The organism is Peribacillus sp. NPDC101480 (assembly GCF_050277335.1).
Classification (GTDB): Bacteria; Bacillota; Bacilli; order Bacillales; family DSM-1321; genus Peribacillus.
The window spans coordinates 62,790-85,615 of sequence record NZ_JBNNSB010000009.1; the positions used below are offsets into that span (position 1 = coordinate 62,790).

Below are 22,826 nucleotides of genomic sequence, written 5' to 3' on the forward strand. Positions count from 1 at the left end.
ACTTCAATAAGGGAGTTGCTTCCGCAGCTCTTTTTCTTATGGCACTAATGGGGCAGGATAGTTGTATAAAGAAAATTAAAATTTTGTGGTAAAATTAGTTAATTGCGTAGATTATGGAGGAAATTGAATAAATGAGTAATTGGTTATACATTCTTTATGCTGTAATTTTAGGAATAGTAGCTATGTTTACTGGGGAAATAGTAACCTTTTTTATGTTGGGGGTTATTCTAATTGCATTGAATAATATAAATTCAACTCTTAAAAAGATTTATCTTCAAAATAATGAGAGAAGTAATAACGAAGATAAATAGATGTAAAAATAATTTGATTTAAAACTAACCGGTGCTTTACTTCAATAACAGGAGCTGATTAGAAGCTCTTTTTCTTATAGAATAATGATTACCTAATTTTAAGGTAGCAACAGTGACCCCTGCACTTTTTAATTTAACCCAAGCAGTATACAATCTAGCTCCATATTTTTTATCTTCATGACGATATGGTCCCATTTAAAAAAAAGCAAAAATAAAAGCCTAACCAAGACTTTTAGTCTCGAATAGGCTTTTATTTTTTGGCTTTTATTTGATTCATTTCTGCCAGAATTTCTTTAGCACGCTCCTCAGCACGTTCATAATTTCTTTCCTCAACTTCGATGAGCTTTCCATCAATTATAAAATTATAATGGTATTTCATTGAACAATTCCTCCTTCTTTGTTGTTCCATAATATAACATATTTTTATATGTTTTTTCCTTTGAAAATGTAAAGATTAGATTTTTAAAGTTCACGGTCAAACCGCGTTTTGGGTCCTGTAGTGTGAACGACACTTCACACGTTATTATAGGTAAAAAAGTGATTTTTTATGAAAGTGTTAGGGCGTACCTTTAAGTCTTTCCTCGAACTCATTTGGATCCCTGCGGATTTGTAACTGAATCTTCTATCAACGGAGGGTAAACATTGTTTACCTTGACCTGCTTGATATGCTTCTCTTCTTGTGCACTTTTACGAACTTTTTTGATTGAGATTATTTATATAATATTTACATAATTGATAATGAAAATCGTTTTCAATTGTGTTATTATATCTCCTAGTCATTATTTTTTAATTATAGGGAGGAAAAGTATGTTTATTGATCTTTTAAAGCTTAACAAAAATGTCTCCATTCTTTTGGCTGTGTTACGTGTGTATCTCGGATATACGTGGGTTATGGCTGGCTGGGGGAAGTTAACAGGCGGACAATTTGATGCTTCTGGTTTCTTACAGGGTGCGTTGGCAAATTCGACTGGAGATCATCCGGCTGTTCAGGGATGGTGGGTTGCATTCCTTGAAAATGTAGCCATTCCTAATGTCGAGATATTCAATACGTTAGTACCTTGGGGAGAATTCCTCGTCGGGATAGGTTTATTGCTGGGTTGTTTCACTAAAACAGCTGTCTTTTTTGGTCTGATTATGAACTTCTCTTATTTGTTTAGTGGCACGACAAGTACCAATCCACAACTTGTTCTATTATCCATGTTTATCCTTGTTTCTGCTATGAATGCAGGAAGATATGGAGTAGATGGTATGATTATACCTACACTTAAAGAAAAACTATTTGCTAACAGAACAAGAGAGGTAAAAAATGTAGCTTAACAAAGAGTAGAGTATTAAAAAAAGAGGTCGGGATAGTGGTCCTGACCTCTTTTTTGCCGATATAGCGCACAGTATGTGCCAACTCTACAATAAGCCTTAATGATCTAATGGGTGCTTTAGGCATTACCAGGAGCTGATTATCAGCAATTAATTTTTAAGGGGCGGTTTCGAATTGAAAAACAGTAACATTTGGATATTAAGCTTCGTTAGTTTTTTTACAGATATGGGCACTTATATGGTGACGCCTTTAATCCCAATTCTTCTTGCTTCGTCAGGCCCTTTAATTATTGGGATTGTAGATGGTTTATCAGAAACCTTGGCAAGTTTTTTGAAATTTTTCTCTGGTCGTCGTTCGGATCGTCGGAAAAATAGAAAAGGGTTTGCTTTGTTTGGTTATGGCTTATCAGGTTTAGGAAGAATATCTTTGATTATTTCAAGTTCCTGGGTCGGCGTTTTCATATGGAAACTGATAGATCGTACGGGAAAAGGGATACGGACGGCTCCAAGAGATGCTCTTATATCCGAGTCTGGAGGAAAAAATAAACAAGGAAGAGTTTTCGGATTACATCAAATGATGGATATGTTAGGTGCTTCCATCGGGATTGGAGCTGCTTATTTCATATTACAGATGAATGGAAATCAAAACTTTCATGATGTTTTCCTGTATTCTTTAATCCCTGTAATTATTGGTTGGTTACTGTTATTGGGCATAAAGGAAAGAAAGTATGAACCAATAGTTAAAGAAATGCCGCCTGCCACGAAATCTAAACTTGACGTGAAACTTCTAAATCCGAATGTGAAAAAATTATTATTTATTGTATTTCTCTTTACTATTGTTAATTCATCAAATTCGTTTCTTTTACTAAGAGCAGCAGATTTGGGAGTTTCTACTGCCAATGTTCTATTATTATATCTACTCTTTCACCTTACTGCGTCTTTATTTTCATATATTTCCGGAGCGTTCTCAGATCGATACGGACGAAGAGGTATACTAACTGTAGGATATGCGTTATATGGATTTGTATATATTGGTTTTGCGGAAGTAAATACAACGATTGGTTTAATAGGTCTATTTACATTATATGGGCTGTATTCAGCCTTTACTAAAGGGGTTGAAAAGGCGCTGGTTGCTGATATATCCAATCCAGAAAGTAAAGGAACTGCACTTGGTTTCTATGCTATGATTACGGGGATTGGTCTATTTCCGGCTTCTTTGCTTACAGGTTTGTTATGGCAGATATTTGGCGCTGAAGTTTCATTCCTTATTAATGGGATTATCGCTTTGATTGCATCTATTTTGTTATTTAGAATGCTCTCTATTAACGTAAGAAAAGCAACATAGAATTTAAATGATTGATAGCATGCTTACATATCGAGGCTGCTCTTATATAGCACATAAGTAGTTAGGCAGATTATGAACAAAAAATGAATATGCTTCCATTAAAGGGCCCGATTCTTTAATAAGAATCGCCTTTCTTAATGGGTGCGTTAGCTGAAGATCGGAGCTGTCTTAAGGCAGCTTTTTCTTTATGCATCTAACGGGGCAGGTTAGTTGCATAAGGATATACTTGTAAAACTTAAGAATTCTTAAGTTTTTTGTCGAGTTTTTCTTCAGGTTTGTTTTTTATGATTTGATTATGAATCACAAACCTAGAGGAGTAAGTACATGAAAAAATTTGATTTTTCTTTTATATATCAATACATTGTCAATCCTAAAACTGTCGGAGCAATCCTACCTAGTTCAAGATACCTTAGCAATAAAATGATAAAAGAAATTAACTTTAAGGATGCAAAATACATTGTGGAATATGGCCCAGGTACTGGAGTGTTTACAGAAAAGATCCTTGTACTAAGAAACCAAAGTACAATTGTTGTTTTAATTGAAAACAATAGGGAATTCTATTATTTACTGAAAAAAAAATTCTGGAATGAAAAGAACTTTATTGTTATACATGGTTCAGCTGAACATGTTCAACACTATTTAAATGAATATAAAATTCCTTATGCAGACTATATTATTTCTGGTTTGCCGTTTGCGAGTTTACCTCAGAATGTATCAAACAAGATATTATCAAGCACTTTGAACGTATTAAAAACAGGCGGGGAGTTTGTAACATTCCAATACACCAAGGTTAAAATACCATTATTGAAAAAGTACTTTTCAAAAATCACTTTAAAAAGAGAATATAGAAATATCCCTCCAGCTTATATTCTTAGGTGTGAACCACGAGAAAAAAACAAGGAGACATTAGATGCAATCTAACATACTTATAATTGATGATGATAAAGAGATAAGGAACCTTATTGGAATTTATTTAGAAAATGAAGGTATGGTAACGGAAAAATTTGAAGACGCAATTGAAGCCATGAAATTTCTACAAAAAAATGAAGTTGATTTGATCATTTTAGACATTATGCTGCCTAAAATGGATGGAATACAAGCTTGTATGAAAATTAGAGAAGAAAGAAACATGCCTATTATTATGCTTTCGGCAAAGTCTGAAGATATGGATAAAATACAAGGTCTTATGTCAGGAGCTGATGATTATTTATCAAAACCCTTTAATCCTTTGGAATTAATCGCCAGAGTAAAGTCTCAACTAAGAAGAACGAAAAAATATAATACTGATTTAAGCGCTAGTAAAAATGTTATTGAAATAGGAGAACTAAAAATAAATGTGGATACGAGACAAGTTTATGTGCAAAACCAAGAGGTTAGGCTGACTCCTATGGAATTTGACATATTAGAGTTGCTTGCACGAAACAAAGGGATTGTACTTAGCGTACAAAAGATATACGAAGCCGTCTGGAAGGAGGAATTTCTAAAATCGGATAATAATGTGATGGTCCATATTACGAAAATAAGGGATAAAATTGAACAGGACCCTAAACGACCCATATATGTCAAAACAGTTTGGGGAGTAGGTTATAAAATATGAAGATCGTTAAGTTTTCAAATAAATTATCCTTTCAATTACTTGGTGCATTTACACTAAGTCTACTTGTAGCTATACTCGTTTTTATTCCTTTTGCGCGTTTTATAGGCTATTTTTTGGAAAATAAGGCCCCTAATAATCTTAGTATTTCTGTATATTACTCATTAGCCATCTTCATTTTTTTATTTTTAATTTTAACGTTTATAGGAACCTTTATAATTTTAATAAGAAAAAAATTAGGTTATCTTAAATTGATCTCACTAAGTATTCAAAAAATCGCAAATGGAGAAATGGGGCTAACAATCGAATTGAGAGGCAAAAATGAATTGACTCAGCTTGCGGATAACATAAATTACATGTCTAAAGAGTTACATGACAAGTTTGAAAAAGAGAGACAATTAGAGCAAGAAAAGAACGAACTCATAACTAATGTATCTCATGATTTACGGACACCATTAACCTCCATTATTGGTTATTTAGATCTGTTAAAAAGGAAACAATACACAAACCAAAAGCAGTTACAGGAATACTTAGAAATAACATACCAAAAATCACATAGACTTAAATTATTAATTGATGAGTTATTTGAATATACTCGACTATCCAATCAGGAATTTAAGTTAAATAAAACTGTTGTTGATATTCGAGATTTAATAGAACAAGTAATAGGTGAATATATTCCCATTTTAGAGAGAGAACAGTTAAGCGTTAATAAAACAATCGAAGATAAAAATATTCCAGTATTAATGGACGCAGAGAGATTGGTTCGGGTATTCGACAATCTTATTAGTAACGCCATAAAATATAGTGATAAACCTTCAGAAGTATATATTAGCCTTCACAAGGAAGAAAAATCTGTCTATTTTGAAATCTTGAATAAAGTGGAAAATCCTCCGAGTCATGACATAAACAAGGTATTTGATCGGTTTTTTATGGGGGATAAAGCAAGAATGGGTAATAATGGGGCTGGACTGGGACTTTCCATATCCAAAAGAATCGTTGAATTACATGATGGGATAATATCTGTCGACTACAAAGATCACACGATTGTCTTTAAAGTGGAATTACCTTTATGTTTTAACATTTAATACAGTATCATCTTAAGAAATCTTAATATTTTTATGAAGTGTTTCTTTATTATTTTCTCTTACAATTACCCTAGTTAACATTTAGGGGAGTGAGGAAAACTGAAAATAAAATATGCTATTATTGCCATTTGGCTATTATCCTTTTTTGCTTTAGCATACTTTGATTTATTACCAACTGATATAAATACAATTAAACACTTTTTTTCTGAAAATCAAAAATATGCACTGGTTATATTTATTGGGTTATGGATACTTCGATTATTATTTCTTATACCTGGGACACCTTTAATGATTCTTGGTGGGGTATACTTCGGTCCAATAGAAGGGGCAATATTATCTACAATTGGATTAGTAATGAGTGCAACCCTGATATATTTCTTTTCAAGTGAAGTTTCTGTAAAAAAAGTAAAAAACTTAATGGAGAATAGGCATAAAGATTTAAGCATTCTTATAAAAACTTATAATTATAAGCTTCTGGCTTTGGGAATGATTTGTCCGATAGTTCCAGCAGACATGTTATGTTTCTTATCGGCTGCTAATGGAATTAAATATTCTACTTACATTTTAACTATAGTAATTGCAAATGCACCGATGAGACTTTTATATAGTTATATTGGTGTTAGTTTTACAAAATCTACTGTTGGGTTAATTTTAACTTTTGTATCAATAGCATTGATATTTATTATATCAATAAAAATGTGGAACACATTAAAAAAAACAAATACAGGCCTACCATTAAAATAAAAACTATTTTTTAAACAGTTGCTTTATAGGCAGCTGTTTTCTATGTTACTAACGGAGGAGCTTCATTGTAATATTTGAGCTGAAAATAATCAGTTTGTGAAGATATGTACTTAAACTAACGGGTGCGTTAGTTCATTAACAGGGGTTGTTTCGGCAGCCTTTTTCTTATGGACTAACGGGGCAGGTTAGTTCATTAAGCGTAGTGTATTCGTACTGTTCATCCAACATATGATATCTTCACCATTAAATCGTTACTGCATATACTAAAATTAGGTAGGATTGGCCTCCTATTTAGTAAGCGAAATTCAAAGTCCCATTATTTTGGAGTAATTATTCTTGACGGGAATAGTTACTTTTTTGTTGGACTGTAACAATCTTCGACCTCTCCTCTATTTCTACAAAATAATGAAGTACCCAACAAAAGTCAGGTACTCATTTCTTTAACTATATCCTTTCTGCGTAATTCATTAATAATCTACTCAAACCTGCAATCTCAGCACGGTCTTTATTAATAGAGAGATTAAATGAATACAAATTACCATGTTTCGCTATTACTAACCATTTGTTATTTCTAACACCTTCCACTTTTAAATTTATCACTCCTTTGATTTATCATTTGTTAAACACAACCTATAAGGCGCTAACCTTGATATATAAGGTTCTTAAAGCCTTTTTTTTTATTAGTTATAATACTCGAAAACAATTTAAACGCCTGTAAAAGCCGTTTAAGTTGTTCTAACTTTATAAAATCGTACTAAGAGATTTAAAACACGCAAAAAATATGTACTGGTGGCTTATTATTGAAATTTATTAATTACTGGTTGAAAAAACATCTAAAGGAAAATCAGAATAGGTCCGATCCATGAGTCTCTTAAAAGTACCTGTGAAATAACGAACAAGATTGTTTTTTCCTTTTCCTCGTTAATAGCTTCTTTTTGTAGTCCTACTTCAGCCCCGAGGTCTAAGAATTGCTTTGTGGTCTGCCGGCGAAGATCCCCGACGCGCAGTCCGGGTTCACAACTTTCAGCTCCCTTAGATACTTGTCCAATCCAATCCTGAAAAATCCCATATTCATAAGATATAGTAATGTTTTGAAAAGGAGGATATAAAAAAATTGGGTAAGGATGAAAAAGATAAAAAATGTAAAGATTGCGGCCATAGTAATTGTAAATGCAAATCTAAGCAAAAACATAGTAAATGTGCTCAGGGACCACCAGGGCCACCAGGACCTAAAGGTGTTCAGGGACCACCAGGACCACCAGGTGCTACTGGCGCTCAAGGACCACCAGGACCTGGATGCATAGAACCTTTACCAATAGCCACTCAAATAATTTTTGTAAATAAAGCTGGTAATGATGTGACTGCTGACGGTTCTGAATGTGAGCCATTCTTGACAGTCACTGCAGCAATGGCATCTATCACAGATGCTTCACCTACTAAACGGTATGCTATTTCTATTGGACCAGGTAACTACACAGAACCATTAATTCATTTAAAAGCAAATGTTCAATTGATTGGAACCAGTACTTTATTGACCAGACTAGCGATACCTTTCGATATTAATGATCCATCATGGTCTGAAACTGGATTTCAAAATGATAATCGATCTGGATTTGTGGATTTGACTTTGTTATCTGCACCTCTTGATTTTAACTTTGTGACAGCTAGTAGTTTTAGTGGTAAGTTATTCTTTGTCAGTATTAATCTAACCCCTGCTCCAACCTTCACTGCTTTAACCACTTCTGTTAATCAAGTCAATATTCGTGACTCGATGCTATCTTCTGGTTACACCCAAAATGGAATTAATATGGTGATGTTTGCATCATTTGTCTCTAGTGGAAATATTACGATTAATTCGCAAGCTACTACGGATACCCAAGTTAATTTAGTAGGTGGAGGAATAAATGGAAATATCATCATTAATGTTCAATCTGGTCATATTCCAATCGATCCTTTGAATTTAACCAGTTTTACTATTACGGAAAACATTTTCAATCCTTTTCCTAATTCGGGACGTTTAGTTGTTAATGGTGTTAATAATGTAATTACAAGGGTAAGAGCAACCGTTGATTCAATACCTATTCGTTCTCGAGTAACACTTGTAGGAACTAATACATTTTTGGTTAGGGTCGATGACGCTTTCGGGTTAGCTTATACACCTGCTAATCCAGGGGATTGGGTAGCTTCTCCACCAACAACAGTACAAGAAGCGTTAGATAGAATAGCAGCCAGTATTGGCCCCATTCCATAATTATGTTTGGAATCAACTCTACAATAAGTCTTATTCAACTACCAAAGGCTTAGCGCCATAGAAAGGCCGTCAATTGGCGGCCTTTTGAATGTGCGATCATTTCAATTATCATACATTCGAATTAAAAGAAAAAAGTATCCCTGATTCAACTATCGGGTCAGGATAGTTCCGATATTTCAAGAAGGAGGTCGCCTTTTTTCTTTTTTGCACAAGAAAGAATGTGAAATGGTGTACTTAAACTATAGGGTGCTTTAGTTCATTAACAGGGGTTGTTTCGGCAGCCTTTTTCTTATGGCACTAACGGGGCAGGTTAGTTCAACAATGAAAATGGTAATATAAGTTACTTCTTGGTATATGTTTCAATACATTGTTTGTTTCTTCTTCCGTAATGCCGATTTATCGCAGGGTAACGTTTGGCTTTTTCAGAGCCGATAATCAGGTTGGAGGTATTCCCTCCCTTATTTTTTGATGTGTGTAAGTAGAATGGATTTGCTCCCTAATTTTATAACAAAAGGTGGACAGACTATATGTACACACATAGAAAAAAGGGGGAGAAGATTGGCGCGTCGTCTTTTAACAAGAATTATGAAAGTTTATATGAGCTTTGCATGGTTAGCTGGTTTTTTATTTAGTTTTCACCTTGTTTTTTATCCAAATGGAGGGGGCATTTCTGTTGCTGAGGATTGGAAGAATATTATTTTTTATTTTAGCCAGGGATTAATATTACAGTATTGTATATTGCATTTTTTTAATATACAAGAACAAGATCAAGAAGGTAACTAAACTTATATAAAATTCCACCTGCAACCTTTAGCTGTAAAAGGGCTCCCTTCCTGGACGGAAATAAATAGGGACTAGGCGTACCCAAAGACCTCTACGAAGCAAATCGCGATAAACATGTCGCGGATTTTTTGCGTTTTGCCTTCCTTGCCCCGGAGAATCTTGCTTTGTTTGCTTTTAAGGTCCAGGATCTGCTTCGTGGTGATCTCGAGTAGGTCCCCGACCCGCAGACTGGTCTCGCAGCCTATAACAAACAGGATGTAATCACGTTCCGAACAATGGCGCTGAAGCGCCCATTTCATATCTTTTAACTGCTGTTGATCCCGGATCGGCTGCGCATCTTTTGGTTACGTATCTTCATCGACCTTTCCCTATTCAAACCTTTAGTACCAACGATTTGAATGTGCGATAATTCCCATTATCATCCATTCGGAAAATGAAGTGCAAAATCCTTATGAACTAAAGGGGGAGGTTATTTTCAAACATTAAAAATTAACGATACTTCCCCTCTAAGATGTATTCGTCTCGATTTGCTTTCTCAATATTGCACCTAACAGAACAATAGTATATTCTTCTGTTAGGTTCAATGGTTCATTAAATTAAACGATTAAACTGATTACTGGAGGTATTTTACTGGATGAATAAACAGGACCAATTAAATATTATCAAAGAGGATTTTATTAATTGTCAAAAAGTACTATTGGCAATTGGTGATGAAACACGTCAATCGATCTTGTTAGTTCTAATGGGGACGGATTGTCAAACAGGATTACGTGTGGGTGAAATCACTAAACAAACACATCTTTCTCGACCTGCTGTGTCCCATCATCTTAAGGTTTTACGAGATGCCGGTGTTATTTTAATGCGTAAAGAAGGGACCAAAAACTTTTATTATATTAATGTACGTACAGAATTAGGTTTATTAAAAACGCTTGTGTTGGATATTGATCAGTTCATGCAGAATTTTTAATGATGGAATATAAACATACATTAGTTGGAGGTATAGGTATGAGAGCAATGGTTATTGATAGGTATGGGAAAGTTCCAATGCGTTTGGTAGAAATGTCCACACCTGAAATTGGTGAATATGAGGTACTCGCAGAAATTCATGCAGCTAGTATTAATCCTGTTGATTTTAAGATACGTGATGGGAAAGTGAAATTGTTAGTTAAATATAAAATGCCTCTTATCTTAGGAAATGACTTTTCTGGTGTCGTTGCAAAGGTTGGCGCAAAAGTGACTCGTTTTAAAGTTGGTGATGAAATATATGCACGTCCACGTAAGAGTAAAATCGGTACTTTTGCTGAATATATCGCCATTCATGAAGATGACATCGCTTTAAAACCTAAAAATTTAAGCTTTGAAGAAGCAGCATCGATCCCACTGGTTGGGTTAACCGCCTATCAAGCCCTAACTGACATTTTGCAATTACAAAAGGGACAAAAGATTTTAATTCAAGCTGGGGCTGGTGGTGTCGGTACCTTTGCTATTCAACTGGCCAAATTAATGGGTGGCACTGTTGCAACGACTGCCAGTGAAGCTGGTACGAATTTAGTAAAATCTCTTGGTGCAGATGAAATTATCAATTACAAGACAGAAAAATTTGAAGAGATACTGAAAAATTATGATGCTGTATTTGATACACTTGGGGGCGAGATACTTGAAAAATCATTTGAAGTGATAAAAAGCGGAGGGAAAATTGTTTCCGTTTCGGGATTACCGAATGCTCGTTTTGGTAAAGAATATGGTTCCGGATTTTTTAAAACGTTGTTGTTTTCAGCAGCAAGTAATAAACTTACTGCGCTTGAAAAAAAGCATAATGTTCAATATACGTTTTTGTTTATGAAGCCGAGTGGAGAGCAATTACGTATAATCGCAAACTTTATTGAGACTGGTAAAATCAAACCTATAATTGATAGAGTTTTTCCTTTTGAAGATGCTCAAAAGGCGATGGAATATGCGGAGTCAGGAAGGGCGAAAGGGAAAATAATATTAAAAATCAGATAGTTCTCAAACGAAGTAAAAAAATTTCCCAACTTTCCTTTTTTTCTTTTTAATAACTCTATAAAGTCACTCCCTTTTAATCAATCTTTTTTCAGGATGGAGTCTTTTGTATGGATGTTAAATAAAGGGTAAAGGTAACTTTTCGACCATCCACAAATGATCTCAACGAACAGGCGCTTCAATGAAGTAAGCAAAGCCTAAATTCACACTTATAACACCGGGAATCTAGCCTTTATGTATTGTGGTTTCCTTAACGTTGTAAATACTTTCCTGACGCTACCTCTTAATGAACTATTGGGACAGATTAGTTCAATAAGAAAACAGTAATGGTTGAAGCTCAAATCTTATTATCCAATCCAATTTTACCGGATCGTTGATCTAAGGATTTTCGTCCATAATTAAATTCCCGTAACTAAACCCGAAACTGTTTTAAATGATGGTCAAGATGCTTATAAATTCCATGTCCCCATTGCTCGGAAGAAAGTTTTCCGAAAAAAGGATGTGGGTGACTTGTACAAGCCCCTGGTCCATTCTTTTGGAAGGTTGTAATTTTTTCTTTCAATCTTTCTCTTTCTATTTCAAAATCTTTTTTATCGGTTATTAAAATGCTTGGAATAGTAGACATATTATGTGGTAGGGGCTTGTCATTATAAAACATGGTTTTTGCAAACCGACCTACTAATAGCCCTAACCAACCTCTTGGAGGCATAGAATAGCCCATAGCAATGTCTTGGAAGGATGAGCAATGAGCTAACATTTGTGCGACATCCATTTTTCCCCATGATGGTTTTGAATTTGCGCTTAAGTTGTCGATACGTTTTAAAATTTCTTCTGTAAACAAGACCTCAAAAATATTATTCATTAGAATAACTCCTCTAATTTTGTTGATTTAAAAAAGTAATTGATTATTTAATGTATATTCAACGTCAACATTATTTTATCCTTCTAAGCCAAAGGGGGACTGTTCCAGGAGGGATTGAAGTCCTGTGGTTGGGCTAATATGAAGAGGCAGCATTCCTATAATAAAAGAAATAAGAAAAGACAAGTTTGTGAAATAATGTACTTAAACTAACGGGTGCGTTAGTTCATTAACTTGGGTTGCTTCGGCAGCCTTATTCTTTATGCAACTATCGGGGCAGGTTAATTCAGTATCGTGGCATAAGGCATATATTAAACGAAAAAAAGAGACAGTGTACCACGCTGCCTCTTTTTGTATTTTTCAAATCTCATCTGGTGAAATGATTCTATGTTTTAATTCTGAATTCATATCTAAAACACCTATCACAATTTGATTATCTTCCGTCAATGTTATGTATCTGAAATAATCATCATCAGAAATCAACAAATCGGTTTCATTCGTCGTTTTTTCCATTTTGGCAAATACATCTACTGTGTACTCAAGGTGAAAAAAATCATCCAATCCCTTGCTTGAGCTACCTACCCAGGTATATAGAAAATCTTTCAGTGTGATTTGTTCAATAACCGATAATTGTTTCTTAAATTTTAACTTATCTACTGTTACGCTTATCATCTTTCATCACTCCTTAACGAGTCTTAATTATATATATTGAAGTCTCCTCCAACAATGCTATTAGCGTAACAATCCGTTTACAGTTTAGTTACTATACTAAAGGGGCAGGTTTGTTGAAGAAGAATGTCCATATTCTACCTAAAGGCTAAATGATTGTTTTCTGATAAAATGATGTGAATTACAGCCTTTTAGGAGGAGAAAGATTGGATGCTTTGGTTAAACGGGAACAAAAGTCGAAGATCCAGCTGCCATAAATGGTGGCTTTTTTATTGACTAAGGTGCAGATTTGGTCTTTATATAGAGGGGGGAATCGAGGATTAAATATTTTGCCCCCTTAATACTAAGGTTCAATTCGAATTAATATAAATGGACTGTGTAATGGACTTAAAAAAATGAAATTTTCTATACACGCTTTGATATATATCTTTTTAGGCTGTATCTATGGTATTCATGAAAAATTTTAGATGGTACACAAAGGTATTTTTCAAAAATAGTAGGAACGCTATCCAGCATTTATCAACATGGGTATTTGCTTCATGTATAACGTCTTTGAAAGACAAAGCTGGTCGATAATTGCATTCTTATTCAGTATAAATTTTAAGACTATTCGCTTCAAATAAGTAGACGTGTTTCCCTACTTAAGACAATCAGAAGTTGTTCTCGAAAGGGGGATCTAATTTGAAGAAATTTATTGTTTGTTATACCTTGGATAATGATATTAAACGAGAAAAAATAATAAAAGGGCCAGATGTAAAGAAGGAAGACGTTCTAAAAGATGTATTAGATAAGATAGTACGAAGTAATTACTTTATTGCGAAAACCGACCAAGGAGAGTATAGGATAAATTCTTCCTTAATACGTTATATACAGGTTTTGAATGAAATGCATTGTTTTAAATACCATACTGATCATCAATGACTAGTGAGTAAATAAAAGGTTATTTGCATAGTTTTCTTCAATTTTATTGAGTAACTTGAATATGGGAGAGAAGATTAATGTCAGAAACGTATCGTTCTCGTCAGGAACGAAAACAAGTGGAAAAAACAAAACAAGATCAAAAAAAAGGTAAAACACCCCCTAAAAGAAGGTCTTTCTTGAAAAAAGTTTTACTTTGGTGTTTATTATTAGGTGTTGTTTCAATTGGAATAGGGGCAGTTACGGTTGCAGCAATGATTAAGGATGCACCTGAAATAGATGCTTCAAAACTAGTCGACCCGCTTTCTACCAAATTATACGATAAAAACGGGAATTTCATTTACGAATATGGTAAAGAAAAGCGGACAAAAATTAAATATTCTCAAGTTCCAAAAATGTTGGAACATGCTTTCATTGCCACGGAGGATGCACATTTTTATGAACACAATGGCATTGATATAAAAGGAACTTCGAGAGCAATCTTCAAGAACCTAAAAGGGGATTTCGGATCTCAAGGCGGAAGTACGATTACACAGCAGGTCATTAAAAACTCCTTTTTGTCACCTCAGAAAACAATAAAGCGAAAGGTACAGGAATGGAGCTTGGCCTATCAGCTTGAGCAAAAGTATTCCAAACATCAAATCTTAATGATGTATTTAAATAAGATCTACCTTGGAGACGGGGCATATGGTGTAGCAGCTGCCGCCAAAAATTACTACGGAATCGATGCCGATCATCTAAATAAATTAACGCTTCCGGAGGCCGCTATGCTGGCGGGGCTCCCACAGAGTCCAAGTTATTACGATCCCACTGAACCCGAACATGTGAAAGCTGCAACAAATCGTCGTAATATTGTTTTAGAAGCTATGTATAAACAAGGGTATATTACGAAACAGCAATTGGAGGATGCAAAGAAGGTTCCAGTTACAGCAGGACTTGTTCCAAAAACGAAACAACAAGGAATGCCGTACGAGGCGTTTTTGGACGCTGTTGTAAAAGAAGTTGAAAGAAAGCTGAAAAATGTAGATATCAATTCGGATGGATTATCTATTTATACGACGCTAGATCCAAAAGCTCAGACCTTTGCGGACAAAATAATGAACACCGATACGATTATTTCTTATCCAAATGACAATTTTCAAGGAGCCTTCGTATTTTTAGATACAAAAACAGGAGAAGTTCGAGCTATTGGAAGCGGTCGAAACCAATATAAAGCTTCCTTCCGAGGCAACAACTTTGCGGTTGATATTAAACGTCAACCAGGATCTACTTTCAAGCCAGTCTTTGATTATGGTCCGGCTATTGAAAATTCAAAATGGTCTACAGCACACCAAATTAATGATCATGAGATAACCTACTCAAATGGTCAATCTATTTCTAACTGGGATCATCAATATCACGGAATGTTGTCTATTAGAACAGCACTTCAATGGTCATACAATATTCCAGCACTCCTTACCCTTCAAGAAGTAGGGATGGATAAAGCACAAAACTTTGCAGAAAATCTGGGTATTACTTTTAGTAATAATAAGGTGTACGAATCATATGCGATTGGAAGTAATACGGTTAATCCATTAGAGTTGGCAGGGGCATATAGTGCTTTTGGAAATAACGGTGAATACAATACACCACATTTTGTTCGTAAAGTTGTCTATCCTGATGGCAGAGTAGTTAATTTAACTCCAAAGCCAAAACGAGCTATGCATGATTACACAGCTTATTTGGTGACGGATATGTTACGGACAGTCGTAAAATCTGGTACAGGAAAAACAGCAAATGTCCTTGGACTAGATGTGGCTGGAAAAACTGGCACAACTAATTTTGACAGTAAAACCAGAGCACAATATGGATATCCATCCGGTTCGGTAAATGATAGTTGGTTCGCTGGTTATACACCGCAATACACTATGGCGGTTTGGACTGGATATACTAAAAATGGTCCAGGTAATTATATGGATGGAAATACAACTAAAATCTCGCACCAAATGTTTAAGGTCATGCTGGAAGCGTTTGGAACAGACCAAAGTAGCTTCCAGCAGCCTAGTGATGTATACCAGGTGAATAATGAACTGTTCATTAAAGGTGCAAATCCTGAAGAAGGTCCACCAGTTACAAAAAATAATAAAGATAAACCATTTTATATTGGTGGAAATAAAGAGGATAAAAAACATACACAACAAGAGGAAAAGAAATACCAACAAGAGGAAGAGAAGCATAAACAACAAGAGGAAAAGAAACACAAACAAAAGGAAGAGAAGCATAAACAACAAGAGGAAAAGAAACACGAACAATGAAGATTTTTAGGATGGGATCGCATTGGTTCCATCCTTTTTTATGATACACATAAGAGAATGTGAAGGTTTCTACTTAAACTATAGGGTGCGTTAGCTGAAGATCTGAGCTGTCTTTAAGGCAGCTTTTTCTTATGGAACTAAAGGGGCAGGTTAGTTGAACAAGTAAAAGGTTTTTGTGGTGGTTATCTCGAAACTAAATGAGTAGGAAAATCATTTTAACATCAGGGAGGATGGCTGTTGTACTTAATTTAGGGATCCATATTCTAATTAGAATTGAGGAGTGAATAGAATGACCAACGTAAAAGATATTATTTCTGACCAGTTCTTAGCGAATGCTAATGACCCTAGTTGGTACAAACCATTTTCAGAATCAGTTGAAAATTTGACGGAAGAACAGGCTTTATGGAAGCCAAGCAAAGATAGTAACAGTATAGCTGAAATTGCACAACATCTGATTTATTGGAATCAAACTTGGCAAACCAGGTACGAAAAATCCAACGTAGACGCTGTATCTTCAATCGGAGATAATAATCGGAGCTTTTTAAGTACTGAATATATGTGCTTTAACGATTTGAAAAAAATCTTATTAGAAGTCCTTTTAAAGTGGGAAGGGTTATTAACTAATGAAAAAATAGAAAGTGATGTTATAGGTTTTCCTGAAAAAGTTAAGTGGTGGCAAATTCTTGGAAATGCAACTACCCATAATGCATATCATATCGGTCAAATTATTTATATAAGGAAACTGCAAAACAGTTGGAAGGCGAATGCATGAGAAGTTGACTTAGCTGCTAATTGGAACTTTTCGCTAGAATGGATTGCTGCGGCAATCCTTTTTTCTTCATCAACTAAAGGGGCAGCATTCCTGTAATGAACGAATCGGTTTATTTATGCAAAGCCAACTAAGTTTGTGAATAAGTACACTTAAACTAACGGGTGCGTTAGCTGAAGTTCGGAACTGTCTTTAAGGCAGTTTTTTCTTTATGCAACTAAAGGGCAGGTTAGTTCAATAAGAAGGGCTATTATAAGACCTAACCAAACCTATTTTAAGGAGGCAAACATGAGCTTGGATCATGAGTTTTATCTTATTTCTAAGACAACTGGCATAAAGGATTTTTGGATGTACAGAGAAAGAAATAGCAGTGTAATCGATAGTATTGTTATACATGATGATTTGATTCAATATATTATGGACTCATTGGAATGGATTCCAAGTAAAAACCCATCATTGCAAGGAACTCCAAGTGGCAGGGGTATTAACTATCATGGAGAAACCCTTTTTGATAATCACTCTTCTGAAACTTTAATAAGTATTTTTTCGTCATGGAAGAGTCTTATTAAAAATGCACCTGATAAATTTGAACTCACTGGAAAATTCGTTTACGGCGAAGCTGACAATCAGGAGGGGGACTATAAAAAATCAGTCTTCAACCGGGATGAAGTAATTACAAAATTTGAAAAAATGATTTTAATGTCAGAAGCTTTGGCTAAAGGTGAATTTTATTTGTACCATTGTGGAATATGATTGGTTTAAAAAAACTATTCAACTAATAGGTGCTTTACTGTAATGCAGAGGTTGCTACCGCAGCCTTTTTCTAATGGAACTAACGGGGCATATAAGTTGAACAAGCAAATCAATGTCTATGCTACAATTATTACAAGCGTAGCCATTAATATAAGTTGATGTTTGGGAGTTCACTATGGGAAAAATAAAAATAGCTTTATTACACCTATTGCCTATCGCTGGTGATGTGGAGTATAACCAAAAACTAATTGAACAAGCCATTCATATAGCATCAAATAATAATGCCGAATGGATTATAACACCCGAACTATGTGTTAGCGGACTTCAATTCAATCATAAGATTGGGACTGGATGGATTAACCGGCAACCTGATGCTTGGATGGGTAATTTGAGCCGTAAACTAAAGAGTTTGAAAAGCACTGTATTTTTGGGTTGCCCTGAAAAAGGCAGTAACGGAGAGTTGTATAATTCTGTGTTTGTCATAGATAAACAAGGTCATTTATTAGGCAAACAGAGAAAAATAAGTGTTATTGATGATTAGTCAGCATCAGGGGATGTAATAGAGACAATAAAAACAGACAATGTTGAGGTTGGTATTATGATTTGTGCAGACGCCTATCCCAAAGATATTGCTTACAGCTTTTTTGAAAAGGGAGCAGAAATATTAATTGCACCGTCTTCCTGGGGTCCCGGATTACACGGTCCAGAGGGAGAATGGGAACAAAGGTCATTAGAAACAGGACTGCCCGTATTTGTCTGTAATCGTACTGGAGAAGACGAAACTGTCCGTTTTTGGGATGCAGAAAGCATGATCATAAAAAATGGAGTACGCCTTTTGACACATAAATCAAAACAATCAGCCATCCTTACTTTTGAATGGGATTTACAAATCATGGAATTAATATCCCCTCATTTCGATATCGATTACATATAATGAGTACATACTAATATACTACACTCTTGTTGAATTAAAGGGTGCTTAGCTAAAGATCGAAGCTGCCTTTAAGGCAGCTTTTCTTTATGTAATTATAGGGGCAATTTTTATTGCCGAAATTATCTTCAGAATATAGTACAGGCTACTGGAATCAATCTAATCACCTCCTTATTTGCATGAGGGTAATTGATAAAATTCGATATAATATTATGGATTTTATATCTTTTGAATAGTTTCACATGTATCCAGATAATTAACATGAGAAATTTGAGTGAAACAAATGAGGGGCTTAAATGAACCAAGCTAGTGTTAATAACTTCGGAAAAAAAACTTTAGGACTATGATTGTCCAATATTCATATTGGACAAATTACGAGCTTACCAGAATATTTCAGTAAGATGCTTTTACTGACGGAACGATTATATAATCTAGATGGCTAAAAACCGATTGACATTGATAATCATTATCATTATTATATAAAGTAATATTTGATATTGATAATCATTTTCAATTAATACCTTGCAAATTCCTATTCCCTGTCAATAAATATTAAAAGGCGTCAACATATTGAGTAAACAGTTTTGGATCAGGAAGAAAAATGAAAATAGTTCAACCTTAAAAGAATAGAAAGGTAAGTCTGACAAAAAACAGTCAACTGACTAAGTTAGCGATAACAAATAAAATTCAATAAATATTGAATATGGGTGGAGGAGGAAAATCTGTGGATAAAAAATTTATAATATTGGAACAATTTCAGCATCAAGTAAGCTGCTGCTGTCCTGGGCAAAAGCACCAACATATGATTGAGTTCCTTCAAGGTGATGTTTGGACAATTACAAACGAGCGGAAGTATGTTGATTGCTTAGGATGGCACTTTTTAATAGATATCAATAACGAGTTTCAGTTTTTTATGCATGTGGAAGATATTGAGGAACTGTATTTCAAGGGAAGCATTTGCTCCATTTTGGATTTGAATCTAAAAATTAACCATTTAAGCTTTAAAATAAACGAAGCCCTCGATGCACATGATAGGCAGTCGTTTCTTTCATTTGCCGATGAACTGAGTAACATACAGAAAATAAAGAATAAAATCAACACTGGAGATTTACATGCTTTTTGGGAAAACACGACAATTTTATGAACATATTCAATAAAGATGTAATTGACTTTTATATTTTAAAAACAACGATACCTATCTTTTTTGCTAATAGGTCTGGAAATTCAATTTCACCAAAGTTTAATTAAAGGTGATAATGCTGCTGAGTAGTTTGAATTTTTACTAATAATCATCAGTGTTGGAAGGGGAACTTATCATGTCTAAAATCATTATGATTTTTGCCAGTATGAGTGGAAATACAGAAGAAATGGCGGATATCATTATAGAAGGAATCACAGAAATCAGTGATGTGAATATCGAAAGGATAGATATAATGGAAGGTCCTGAAGCCTCCATACTTGGAGAGTACGATGGTATCTTATTAGGTGCATATACGTGGGGAGACGGAGAATTACCGGATGATTTTTTAGACTTTTATGAGGAAATGGATCATATTGATTTAACTGGCAAGAAAGCTGCGGTGTTTGGATCCTGCGATTCATCGTACTCACAATATGGTGCAGCCGTAGATATTTTGACCGAAAAATTAAGGGAACAGGGTGCTGATATCGTCCTGGAAGGGTTAAAAGTAGAATTAAACCCAGATGATGAGGATATCAAAAACTGCCGAAATTTCGGGAGGGATTTTATAAAGAATAGTCTTGTCTCTTCAATATAGAATTAGCTATTTTATGAGGAAAGAGAGGTGAGGGGAATGATGGGTAAGGAACATCGGATTTCCATTGCTACTTTAACTGATTACCATTTACAAGATTTTATAAGATGTCCTTATCAATTTTACTTTCATCATATAGAAGGAAAAATCACAACTCGATTGGATTGGAGGAAAATGGTTCAAGCTGTGGTTAATCAAGTTGTAAGCCGCTATTATAAACTGCCTCCAATATGTCAGACATCTAAGAAAGTTATGGAGTTAATAGATGATCATTGGAGTGCCATTGATGTACGTCAGTTCGAGTCAAGGAGTCATTATTATATGGCTCTTGCTAATATAACTGACCATTTACTCCAATTTTTAACTTCCAAAAAAATTCAAAATCCACCTTTATTTTTATATGAAAAGTTTAACATCAATATTGAGGAGTTGGGGACCGAACTCTCCTTGACTTTTGAAGTAGCAGAATGGTCCAGCGGCTCATACATCATAAAAAAATATGTAGTTGATACACACGAAGAAATGAACTTATTATTTACTAATATGATTTCTGTGTTTTGTGAAAGGGCATTTGGTCAATTACCGGCAAGAATAGAGATTTTCTCGCTTATGGAAGGCAAAATAGAAACTTATATTCCAACCATGAATGATGTTTCGGATGGATTGGAATACCTCAACATAATCAAGAATCTTTTACAAGAACCAAAAAAGTATTTGAAAACAAATTCTTTACTGGTTTGCAAAAGCTGCTCTTATCAAAAAAGGTGTTATGACGGTAATAATAAAAACCAAGAAATGGCTAATTTTCAATAATTTTATATATGTTCAGAAAACCTCGGATTATATCAGGTTATGGACAAAAGTATACATACAGATCAAGGTTGTTCCAATACTTACTCTTAGTATATAAAAGGTGTGTATAAGGATGGATTACAAGATTGGTGCCAATAAGATTCTAATTGTGCTTACTAAGGGAGGTTGCTGAGGCAGCCTTTTTCTTTTTGGCTCTTTCTAGGCAGGATAGTTGAATAAAGATATCAAATATAAGTATTGGGGAGTTGAAAGAAAATGAATGACGAAAATATCGGCTCGGCTAGCGGAGTAGTAATAGCTGTAAGTAAAAGTGATAAACACACATTCAGCAAGGAAAATTGCAATAGTATAAAACTGTTGAAGGGTTTGGGCGTTGAAGGAGATGCCCATTCGGGTAAAACTGTTAAGCATCGTTCACGTGTAGCGCAGAACCCAAATCAACCTAACCTGCGGCAAGTGCACCTAATCCACTCAGAATTATTAGATGAATTGAAAGACAGGTTTAATGTTTCAACTGGACAAATGGGTGAAAATATTACCACAAAAGGTATCGATCTGCTTGAATTACCGAAGGATTCGTTACTATTTATTGGGGAAACAGCAGTTATTAAAGTAACAGGCCTACGAAATCCATGTGCCCAGATTGATCAATTTAAATCAGGACTTATGAACGCTGTTTTGGACCGGGATCTGCATGGGAACTTGATACGTAAAGCAGGAATCATGAGCATAGTTTTGGAAAGTGGTGTGGTTCACCCCGGGGACCTGGTTAGAATTCAATTACCACCGTTACCTCATACACCACTTGAGAGGGTATAGTGTTTTCAATAGAACTGTTTTTATTTTCTTTAAAACAATTAGGGGGTTGCTGAGGCAGCCTTTTTCATATGCATTTAAAAGAAATTCGTTTGAAATATAGGTAAATTATGGTAATCTAAAATTAGAGGTGATTACTTGAGGAGATGCTTTGTTTTTATAAGCCTATTTTTTGTTTTATTCTTTTTATCAGCTTGTTCATCAAATCCTTCTCTGGAACTAGTGGATGCGAAAGTTGATATTGTTAAAGATAAGGATTTGCTCGGTGCAATTGTGATAACTGAAGGGGAAAGAAAGGGAGATGAGCTGATCCCGACAGCTTTATTTTACGAATTCACCATTAAAAATACAGGTAATAAAACAGCAGATATTGAAGAAGTTGATAAAGGAATTGAACTTAAGATTGAGCCCAAAGACAAATTAAAAGCCGTGTCGGAAGACGTAATAGGCTTCAATATTTATGATCCTGAAGATTATAACGGGAGTGGTGTAGGGTTCGGTCATTCATTTTTACCGGTTCTTAATCCTGATCAAAAGGGTGAGTATACTCTTAACTACGATTTAGGTGTAAGCGAAGAAAATTCCCAAGTTCCACTGCGGGTACCTTCAAAAGAAAAATTAGCTAAACTTAAAGAGTATGCATTTGATGCTTTTTTAGTTGTGACAATTGATAATCAAGAAATAGCAAGATTTGACCTGAGTAAACTTAAAAACTAACGGGTGCTTTTTGAAGGTGGATTTAAAAGGTAAATTAAACTTGGTTCTGATATAAATTTGTTTGAAGGAAGGTTGCTGAGG

At 34.8% G+C, this 22,826-nt stretch carries 23 protein-coding genes and 1 pseudogene; 21 read left to right on the forward strand and 3 right to left on the reverse strand.

From position 1 onward, the window contains the following. The first annotated feature begins 131 nt into the window (after positions 1-131). On the forward strand, positions 132-311 hold the full coding sequence (locus ACQKMF_RS23690; RefSeq protein WP_427575238.1) for a hypothetical protein: 180 nt from the start codon (positions 132-134) through the stop codon (positions 309-311). Between the two features lie 250 nt (positions 312-561). Here the strand turns inward: ACQKMF_RS23690 and ACQKMF_RS23695 are convergent, their stop codons facing one another. Next, positions 562-690: a hypothetical protein gene (locus tag ACQKMF_RS23695; RefSeq protein WP_301291960.1), complete on the reverse strand. Its 129-nt coding sequence runs from the start codon at positions 688-690 to the stop codon at positions 562-564. A gap of 428 nt (positions 691-1,118) precedes the next feature. Between ACQKMF_RS23695 and ACQKMF_RS23700 the strand changes: the two genes are divergently transcribed. From ACQKMF_RS23700 to ACQKMF_RS23745, 10 genes are all read left to right on the forward strand, one after another. After that, positions 1,119-1,628: a DoxX family protein gene (locus ACQKMF_RS23700; RefSeq protein ID WP_427575240.1), complete on the forward strand. Its 510-nt coding sequence runs from the start codon at positions 1,119-1,121 to the stop codon at positions 1,626-1,628. 172 nt (positions 1,629-1,800) lie between these two features. Further along, positions 1,801-2,970 carry an MFS transporter gene (locus ACQKMF_RS23705; protein WP_427575242.1) on the forward strand — a complete coding sequence of 390 codons (1,170 nt, stop codon included), beginning with the start codon at positions 1,801-1,803 and terminating at the stop codon, positions 2,968-2,970. Positions 2,971-3,294: 324 nt separating this feature from the next. After that, positions 3,295-3,891, forward strand: a complete 597-nt coding sequence (locus ACQKMF_RS23710; RefSeq protein WP_427575244.1) for a class I SAM-dependent methyltransferase — start codon at positions 3,295-3,297, stop codon at positions 3,889-3,891. Continuing rightward, on the forward strand, positions 3,881-4,567 hold the full coding sequence (locus ACQKMF_RS23715; protein ID WP_427575246.1) for a response regulator: 687 nt from the start codon (positions 3,881-3,883) through the stop codon (positions 4,565-4,567). The genes ACQKMF_RS23710 and ACQKMF_RS23715 overlap by 11 nt, the downstream gene beginning before the upstream one ends. Next, positions 4,564-5,652: a HAMP domain-containing sensor histidine kinase gene (locus ACQKMF_RS23720; protein WP_427575248.1), complete on the forward strand. Its 1,089-nt coding sequence runs from the start codon at positions 4,564-4,566 to the stop codon at positions 5,650-5,652. Before ACQKMF_RS23715 ends, ACQKMF_RS23720 begins: the two co-directional genes overlap by 4 nt. A gap of 270 nt (positions 5,653-5,922) precedes the next feature. Further along, the gene (locus ACQKMF_RS23725; RefSeq protein ID WP_427575317.1) at positions 5,923-6,396 is read left to right on the forward strand and encodes a TVP38/TMEM64 family protein; all 474 of its coding nucleotides are present in this window, start codon (positions 5,923-5,925) and stop codon (positions 6,394-6,396) included. Between the two features lie 1,114 nt (positions 6,397-7,510). Further along, the gene (locus tag ACQKMF_RS23730) at positions 7,511-8,647 is read left to right on the forward strand and encodes an exosporium leader peptide (protein ID WP_427575250.1); all 1,137 of its coding nucleotides are present in this window, start codon (positions 7,511-7,513) and stop codon (positions 8,645-8,647) included. Between the two features lie 558 nt (positions 8,648-9,205). Beyond that, positions 9,206-9,430 carry a hypothetical protein gene (locus ACQKMF_RS23735; RefSeq protein ID WP_427575252.1) on the forward strand — a complete coding sequence of 75 codons (225 nt, stop codon included), beginning with the start codon at positions 9,206-9,208 and terminating at the stop codon, positions 9,428-9,430. 634 nt (positions 9,431-10,064) lie between these two features. Next, entirely contained in the window at positions 10,065-10,397 is a 333-nt protein-coding gene (locus ACQKMF_RS23740; protein ID WP_253510472.1) for an ArsR/SmtB family transcription factor, read from the forward strand. 38 nt (positions 10,398-10,435) lie between these two features. Then, positions 10,436-11,434: an NADP-dependent oxidoreductase gene (locus tag ACQKMF_RS23745; RefSeq protein WP_427575254.1), complete on the forward strand. Its 999-nt coding sequence runs from the start codon at positions 10,436-10,438 to the stop codon at positions 11,432-11,434. 409 nt (positions 11,435-11,843) lie between these two features. Here the strand turns inward: ACQKMF_RS23745 and ACQKMF_RS23750 are convergent, their stop codons facing one another. Beyond that, positions 11,844-12,293 carry a DUF1569 domain-containing protein gene (locus ACQKMF_RS23750; RefSeq protein WP_427575256.1) on the reverse strand — a complete coding sequence of 150 codons (450 nt, stop codon included), beginning with the start codon at positions 12,291-12,293 and terminating at the stop codon, positions 11,844-11,846. 357 nt (positions 12,294-12,650) lie between these two features. Beyond that, positions 12,651-12,962 carry a hypothetical protein gene (locus ACQKMF_RS23755; protein ID WP_402940403.1) on the reverse strand — a complete coding sequence of 104 codons (312 nt, stop codon included), beginning with the start codon at positions 12,960-12,962 and terminating at the stop codon, positions 12,651-12,653. A gap of 678 nt (positions 12,963-13,640) precedes the next feature. On the opposite strand from ACQKMF_RS23755, the gene ACQKMF_RS23760 reads away from it, so the two are divergent. The 10 genes and pseudogenes from ACQKMF_RS23760 (at position 13,641) to ACQKMF_RS23805 (ending at position 22,745) form a co-directional block, all read left to right on the forward strand. Continuing rightward, positions 13,641-13,880: a hypothetical protein gene (locus ACQKMF_RS23760; protein WP_101225802.1), complete on the forward strand. Its 240-nt coding sequence runs from the start codon at positions 13,641-13,643 to the stop codon at positions 13,878-13,880. A 116-nt stretch (positions 13,881-13,996) separates the two neighbouring features. After that, positions 13,997-16,171, forward strand: coding sequence for a transglycosylase domain-containing protein (locus tag ACQKMF_RS23765; RefSeq protein ID WP_427575259.1), 2,175 nt, complete (start codon positions 13,997-13,999; stop codon positions 16,169-16,171). A 289-nt stretch (positions 16,172-16,460) separates the two neighbouring features. Beyond that, complete coding sequence (locus tag ACQKMF_RS23770; RefSeq protein ID WP_427575261.1) at positions 16,461-16,943, forward strand: DinB family protein; 483 nt, start codon at positions 16,461-16,463, stop codon at positions 16,941-16,943. A 285-nt stretch (positions 16,944-17,228) separates the two neighbouring features. Further along, complete coding sequence (locus ACQKMF_RS23775; RefSeq protein WP_427575263.1) at positions 17,229-17,693, forward strand: hypothetical protein; 465 nt, start codon at positions 17,229-17,231, stop codon at positions 17,691-17,693. 175 nt (positions 17,694-17,868) lie between these two features. After that, positions 17,869-18,627: pseudogene (locus ACQKMF_RS23780) on the forward strand (carbon-nitrogen hydrolase family protein). A gap of 721 nt (positions 18,628-19,348) precedes the next feature. Continuing rightward, on the forward strand, positions 19,349-19,768 hold the full coding sequence (locus tag ACQKMF_RS23785) for a hypothetical protein (RefSeq protein WP_402940414.1): 420 nt from the start codon (positions 19,349-19,351) through the stop codon (positions 19,766-19,768). Between the two features lie 172 nt (positions 19,769-19,940). Continuing rightward, positions 19,941-20,402 carry a flavodoxin gene (locus tag ACQKMF_RS23790; RefSeq protein WP_402940417.1) on the forward strand — a complete coding sequence of 154 codons (462 nt, stop codon included), beginning with the start codon at positions 19,941-19,943 and terminating at the stop codon, positions 20,400-20,402. A 36-nt stretch (positions 20,403-20,438) separates the two neighbouring features. Next, positions 20,439-21,212, forward strand: coding sequence for a hypothetical protein (locus ACQKMF_RS23795; RefSeq protein ID WP_427575265.1), 774 nt, complete (start codon positions 20,439-20,441; stop codon positions 21,210-21,212). A gap of 255 nt (positions 21,213-21,467) precedes the next feature. Then, positions 21,468-22,031 carry an MOSC domain-containing protein gene (locus ACQKMF_RS23800; RefSeq protein ID WP_101225810.1) on the forward strand — a complete coding sequence of 188 codons (564 nt, stop codon included), beginning with the start codon at positions 21,468-21,470 and terminating at the stop codon, positions 22,029-22,031. 219 nt (positions 22,032-22,250) lie between these two features. Beyond that, a complete protein-coding gene (locus tag ACQKMF_RS23805) occupies positions 22,251-22,745 on the forward strand; it encodes a hypothetical protein (RefSeq protein ID WP_402940427.1) in 495 nt (164 codons plus the stop codon). Positions 22,746-22,826 lie beyond the last annotated feature (81 nt).

What these genes read in the sequence shown, in the direction of transcription:
- ACQKMF_RS23690 (WP_427575238.1), top strand. Translation starts at nt 132, where the DNA reads ATGAGTAATTGGTTATACATTCTTTATGCTGTAATTTTAGGAATAGTA.
- ACQKMF_RS23695 (WP_301291960.1), bottom strand. Translation starts at nt 690, where the DNA reads ATGAAATACCATTATAATTTTATAATTGATGGAAAGCTCATCGAAGTT.
- ACQKMF_RS23700 (WP_427575240.1), top strand. Translation starts at nt 1,119, where the DNA reads ATGTTTATTGATCTTTTAAAGCTTAACAAAAATGTCTCCATTCTTTTG.
- ACQKMF_RS23710 (WP_427575244.1), top strand. Translation starts at nt 3,295, where the DNA reads ATGAAAAAATTTGATTTTTCTTTTATATATCAATACATTGTCAATCCT.
- ACQKMF_RS23715 (WP_427575246.1), top strand. Translation starts at nt 3,881, where the DNA reads ATGCAATCTAACATACTTATAATTGATGATGATAAAGAGATAAGGAAC.
- ACQKMF_RS23720 (WP_427575248.1), top strand. Translation starts at nt 4,564, where the DNA reads ATGAAGATCGTTAAGTTTTCAAATAAATTATCCTTTCAATTACTTGGT.
- ACQKMF_RS23740 (WP_253510472.1), top strand. Translation starts at nt 10,065, where the DNA reads ATGAATAAACAGGACCAATTAAATATTATCAAAGAGGATTTTATTAAT.
- ACQKMF_RS23745 (WP_427575254.1), top strand. Translation starts at nt 10,436, where the DNA reads ATGAGAGCAATGGTTATTGATAGGTATGGGAAAGTTCCAATGCGTTTG.
- ACQKMF_RS23750 (WP_427575256.1), bottom strand. Translation starts at nt 12,293, where the DNA reads ATGAATAATATTTTTGAGGTCTTGTTTACAGAAGAAATTTTAAAACGT.
- ACQKMF_RS23755 (WP_402940403.1), bottom strand. Translation starts at nt 12,962, where the DNA reads ATGATAAGCGTAACAGTAGATAAGTTAAAATTTAAGAAACAATTATCG.
- ACQKMF_RS23770 (WP_427575261.1), top strand. Translation starts at nt 16,461, where the DNA reads ATGACCAACGTAAAAGATATTATTTCTGACCAGTTCTTAGCGAATGCT.
- ACQKMF_RS23775 (WP_427575263.1), top strand. Translation starts at nt 17,229, where the DNA reads ATGAGCTTGGATCATGAGTTTTATCTTATTTCTAAGACAACTGGCATA.
- ACQKMF_RS23790 (WP_402940417.1), top strand. Translation starts at nt 19,941, where the DNA reads ATGTCTAAAATCATTATGATTTTTGCCAGTATGAGTGGAAATACAGAA.
- ACQKMF_RS23795 (WP_427575265.1), top strand. Translation starts at nt 20,439, where the DNA reads ATGATGGGTAAGGAACATCGGATTTCCATTGCTACTTTAACTGATTAC.
- ACQKMF_RS23800 (WP_101225810.1), top strand. Translation starts at nt 21,468, where the DNA reads ATGAATGACGAAAATATCGGCTCGGCTAGCGGAGTAGTAATAGCTGTA.